The sequence below is a fragment of the Streptomyces atroolivaceus genome (genome assembly GCF_000717025.1).
Lineage (GTDB): Bacteria > Actinomycetota > Actinomycetes > Streptomycetales > Streptomycetaceae > Streptomyces > Streptomyces atroolivaceus.
The window spans coordinates 1-5,136 of record NZ_JNXG01000038.1 but is presented as its reverse complement, the minus strand read 5'-3'; the positions used below and the strand labels follow the sequence as shown (position 1 = coordinate 5,136).

The 5,136-nt window shown below is 68.5% G+C and carries 3 protein-coding genes and 2 pseudogenes; all 5 read right to left on the bottom strand.

The features are described from left to right. A pseudogene (locus tag OO67_RS37660) lies at positions 1 to 141 on the bottom strand (ATP-binding protein); the annotation flags it as partial. Further along, entirely contained in the window at positions 122 to 805 is a 684-nt protein-coding gene (locus tag OO67_RS37655; protein WP_078598554.1) for a DUF742 domain-containing protein, read from the bottom strand. The pseudogene OO67_RS37660 and the gene OO67_RS37655, both read right to left, overlap by 20 nt. Positions 806 to 894: 89 nt before the next feature. Further along, the gene (locus OO67_RS35235) at positions 895 to 1,308 is read right to left on the bottom strand and encodes a roadblock/LC7 domain-containing protein (RefSeq protein ID WP_006127847.1); all 414 of its coding nucleotides are present in this window, start codon (positions 1,306 to 1,308) and stop codon (positions 895 to 897) included. Positions 1,309 to 1,318: 10 nt separating this feature from the next. Further along, positions 1,319 to 4,537: a sensor histidine kinase gene (locus OO67_RS35230; protein WP_033305926.1), complete on the bottom strand. Its 3,219-nt coding sequence runs from the start codon at positions 4,535 to 4,537 to the stop codon at positions 1,319 to 1,321. Positions 4,538 to 4,886: 349 nt separating this feature from the next. Then, positions 4,887 to 5,136, bottom strand: a pseudogene (locus OO67_RS35225) (ATP-binding protein); the annotation flags it as partial.

Sequence of the window (5,136 nt, the reverse complement as noted above, 5' to 3'; positions counted from 1 at the left end):
CACGGCTTCGGTGCGCAGCGGATTGATCTCCGAGACGGCACCGACAAACGTGGTCTTACCCACGCCGAAGCCCCCTGCCACCACGATCTTCGCCGAGGTAGTGGAGCGGGCCGCTCCGCCGCTAGAGCTTGCGAAGTCCACTGAGCACCCTTTCGAGCAGTGTCACATCTGGCTGGCCGCCGGCGGCCTCGTCGCCGCCGGGCTGATGGATAGCGACGAGTCCGGCCTCGGCCAGGTCGGCGACGAGGATCCGGGCTACGCCGAGGGGGATCGAGAGAAGGGCCGACACCTCGGCAACCGACTTGATCTCGATGCAGAGCCGGCAGATCCGCTGGTGCTCGGGCAACTGCCCTTGCAGCCTGGACGGGTCGGCCGTGGTGCTGACCAGTGCCTCGATGGCGAGCTGGTACCGCGGCCGGGTCCGGCCGCCGGTCATGGCGTACGGACGGACCAGCGGGTTGTGCGCCGCGGGCTTCGCGGGCGCCGGAGCCTGACGCTGGACCGGCTGTATGCGCGACGGCGGTGCCTCGTACCGCTGCGGCGGCTGCTGCTCGTGCTGCGGCTGCTGGTAGTGAGGCTGCTGCTGCGGCCACCCGGAACCGGGCTGCTGCGGCTGCTGCTGCCAGTCGCCGCCCTGGGAGCCCTGCTGGGGCTGCTGGTAGGGCTGGTACGGCTGATAAGGCTGGTAATGCTCTTGCGGGCCTTCTCTGCCGGGCGCGGAGGGGTTGCCGAAACGGTTGTCACCCTGCTCACCCGGAACCCGCTGACCGCCCTCGTACGGGTGTCCGCCTGTGGGTCCTGACACGTTTCCTCCTCCGACTGCCGGTCGCCATCTCAGTGGTGCCGCGCCACCGCACCTTATGGCGCGGTGACGAGAAACGCACTGTCTGTCTATTAGTTAAGAAGACTTCCCTGGAGTTCGGCGCGGAGATCCGGGGTAAGAACACTTCCTGCACGGTCTACGAGAAGTGCCATTTCGTACCCAACCAGACCGATATCGGCGTCCGGGTGGGCGAGGACGGCGAGTGAGGATCCGTCAGAGATGGACATGATGAAGAGGAATCCTCGCTCCATCTCCACAACGGTCTGATTCACGGCGCCGCCTTCGAAGATCCGGGAGGCACCCGCGGTGAGCGACGTCAGGCCGGAGGCGACAGCCGCCAGCTGATCGGCGCGGTCCCGTGGGAAACCTTCGGACATCGCCAGCAGGAGTCCGTCGGCGGAGACCACCACCGTGTGCGACACCCCGGGGGTGTTGTCCACGAAGTTGGTGATCAACCAGTTCAGATTCTGCGCCGCCTGGCTCATCGGGCTCACACTAACGCTCCTGGTTGTAGGTATTACTTGTGTCCGACCCCGCGGTACGTCCCCGCAGGACACCACGTCGCAGGTTGCTCAACCTGCCCCGCACGTCCTCGGGGGAGCGGGAGACCTGTGGGCCGCCCTGCTGGGTCTGCTCCGCCGTACCCTCGACCAGATTGGCCTTGGGCACGCGCCGGGGGAGCCCGGAAGGGGTGATTCCGCCCGCCTTCGGGTCCCGGAGCTTCTCGGCCCGCTCCCAGCGCTCGTCGTTCGCCGAGCGCCAGTCCTCAGGGCCTTCCCCGTCGCCGTGCTCCGTCTGCTGCTGCGCCTGAGGCTGTTCCTGCTGCGGCCGCTGCCGCTGCTCCGGTGCGGCAGGCTGATCGTTTCCTCTGCCGGTGGGCTGCCAGTGCTGCTGGCCGGCACCCCGGCGCGGGAGACCCGCCTCGGTCAGGTCGTGACCGGGATTCGAGGCCGGCCCCGGGCTGTCGAAGCCTACGCGCTCCTGCGGCTCCGCGGGAGCGCTCGGTCCGGATTCCGTTTCGGGCTGTACCTGGGGCTCGAAGGCTCCCTGGTACGACCCCTGATCCGGCCAACCGCCCTGGTGGGAGCTGCTGTCCTGTGGTGCGGACTGGTCGGCGTACTGCTCCTGCCGTCCGTCCTGGGCGGGGTACGCGGCTTCCGCATAGCCGTTCTGCTGCGGAGCCTGGTAGCCGTTCCCGGTGGCGTAGGGGTCGTAGCCGCCCTCGTAACCGGGCTGCGTGTACTCCTGCTGCTCCTGGGCGTACTGCTGCTCGGGGGCGTACTGCTCCTGGCCGTACTGCTGCTGCGCGTACTGCTCCTGGGGGTAGCCCTGCTGTCCGGCACCCTCCTGGAACGGCGGACGCTCGCCGCCCGTCTGCGCCTCCAGCGCGGCCCGGCGCTCCTCACGCATCAGCGAACGGTTGACCGGGTCCAGCTGCGGGGCGTCCTCAGCCGGGGTCCCGTAGCGGGAGTCGTCGAAGCCGAGCTCGGCCGCCGTACGCATCTGGGCGGGCTGCGGCTGCGGTTCGAAGGGCTGCGGCCGCTGCTGCTCGGGCATGATCGAGGAGACGGTGAAGTCGCTCTCCTGGACCGACTCGCCACCGCCACCGTGCGTGATGGCGTCCGGCAGCATGACCAGCGACGTGGTCCCCGCCTGCTCGCCCGAGGGGCGCAGCTGGACACGGATGCCGTGCCGGTCGGCCAGCCGGCCGACCACGAACAGACCCATCCGCTGGGACACCGCGGCGTCCACGGTCGGAGGATTGGCCAGCTTGTGGTTGATGTCCGCGAAGTCCTCGGCGGTGAGGCCGATGCCCTTGTCGTGGATCTCGACCATCACACGGCCGTCGGGCAGCCGGGTCGCGGTGACCCGGACCTTGGTCTGCGGCGAGGAGAAGGTGGTGGCGTTCTCCAGCAGCTCGGCCAGGAGGTGCACGAGGTCGGTCACGGCCTGGCCGTGGATCTCGCTCTCCGGAACACCGGTGAGCTCGACGCGCTCGTAGGACTCCACCTCGGAGGAGGCGGCCCGCAGCACGTCGACCAGCGGTACCGGCTGGTTCCAGCGGCGGCCGGGCTCCTCGCCCGCCAGGACCAGGAGGTTCTCGCCGTTGCGGCGCATACGGGTGGCCAGGTGGTCCAGCTTGAAGAGGCTCTCCAGCTGGTCCGGGTCGGCCTCGTTGTTCTCCAGGTCGGTGATGAGGGTCAGCTGGCCCTCGATGAGCGACTGGTTGCGGCGCGACAGGTTGGTGAAGATCGCGTTGACGTTGCCGCGCAGCATGGCCTGCTCGGCGGCGAGCCGTACGGCCTCGCGGTGCACCTGGTCGAAGGCGCGGGCGACCTCGCCGATCTCGTCCTGGCTGGTGATCGGGATCGGCTGCACCCGGGTGTCCACCCGGCCGGGCTCGGTCCGCGACAGCTGGTCGACCAGCATCGGCAGCCGCTGCTCGGCGATACCGAAGGCGGCCGTACGCAGCTGGCGCATGGACCGGCTCATCTGGCGGGCCATGAGGCCGGCGATGATGAAGGCGGCGAGCAGCGAGATGATCACGATCAGGCCGTTGACGACGGCGTCGTTCCTGGCGTCGGTCGAGATCTCGGCCGCCTCGGTCACGGCCTTGTCGACGAGCTCCTTCTCGACCGTCGTGTAGCCCTCGAACTTGGCGGTGGCGGCGGCCATCCAGGTCTCGGGTGTGATGCCCAGGGCCTTCAGCTCGTCCGGCTGCCTGCCCTTGCCGATCTCCTGGGCCATGCCGTCGAAGACCGAACCGTCGACGCTCGGCGGGGCCTTGAAGGGCTCGTCGGCGGCCTTGGCCTTCGCCTCGGCGGCCTTCAGCTGCGCGGCTCCCTCGGCGGCCTTGGCGGCCATGACCTCCTTGAGCCGGGCCGCGTCGGCCTCCGTACCACCGGAGACGAACTCGTTGAGGGCGATTTGCTCCAGATAGTTGTACGAACTGAAAGCAGTGACCTGCCCGTTGAAGTTGCGCTCCTCCTGGCTCGGGCGCACCAGCAGGTGCATGCCTATCGAGCGCTGGAGCGATTCCGCGGCCTTGGCCAGCTCGATCGCGTACACGGTCCGGCCGTAGCTGGTGATGTTGCCGGTACCCAGGCCGAGCTCGTTGGAGAACTGCATCAACGAGTGCTGGACCTTGGTGTAGCCCTCTTCCGTCTTCACCGGGTCCATCGCCTCGGCGTAGGCGGCCTTGCGCAGCTCGGGGAGCAGCGGCTCCTCCGCCTCGAACAGCTTCAGGCGGCGGTCCAGGCCCGCCTTGTCCGGCATGTTCTGCACGGCGGCGTCGAACTTCTCCGCGGCGGTGTCCGTGGTGGCGCGCACCTCCTCCACCTCGGCGGCGGTGCGCTTGTTGGACAGCAGGGGCTGAGCGGTGAGGTCACGCTCGTTCAGCAGCGCCTGCCCGTACTCCGAGGCCGCACGGACGACCCGGGCCGTCTTCTCGGCGTCCTGAGCTTCGTTCCAGGTGTCGACCGACCCCTTCACCTGGAAGCCGCCCATGATCAGACCGACCAGTGCCGGGATCAGGAGAATCGCGTTCAGCCGGGTGGGCACCCGCCAGTTCCGCGGTGACAGCCGACTGGTGCTGCCACCGGCTGGTTCCGTCTCGGACGACGTGTCCGCGGGCGGGGACACCGCAGCGCGCGGCGGCGGCGTGAAGTTGCCCCGCTCCGGCTGCGCCGCGGAGCCCTCGTTGCTTCGCCTCACTCGACCAACAACCTCTCGGCGTCGGCACCTACGTTGTGCCGGAATTATCGTTCAGGAGCCGTACTACTGGGTAGTCGAGGCATTGCAGCACGGCGACCGGGCGCGTTCCAAACAGTGGGAATGCGTGATCGGGCACGAAGCGGGCGCCCGATAAAACGGGCATAAAGAGCGAGCCCCGCCAAAAGGCGAGGCTCATGTGAGCGCAGCGGTACCGTTCGTGCGCGTCGGGTGTTGATCGGATTCCAATTGTCTGTCGAAATGTTATGAACACGGGGGCGGATCGTGTCAAAGGACACAGCCCGCCCCCGTGTGACTACTGCAACTTCCGTAGATCACTACCGACTTACGGCTACTTCAGCCGGGCCATGAGGGCGTGCTCGACCAGGGTGATCAGGCCGCTCTTGGCGTCCGCGCGGTGCCGGGCGTCCGTCGTGATGATGGGAGCGTCGGGGCCGATCTGGAGGGCCTCGCGTACCTCGTCGGGGGTGTAGGGCTGGTGCCCGTCGAAGCCGTTGAGGGCGATGACGAACGGCAGGCCGCTGTTCTCGAAGTAGTCGACCGCGGGGAAGCAGTCGGCGAGGCGGCGGGTGTCGACGAGG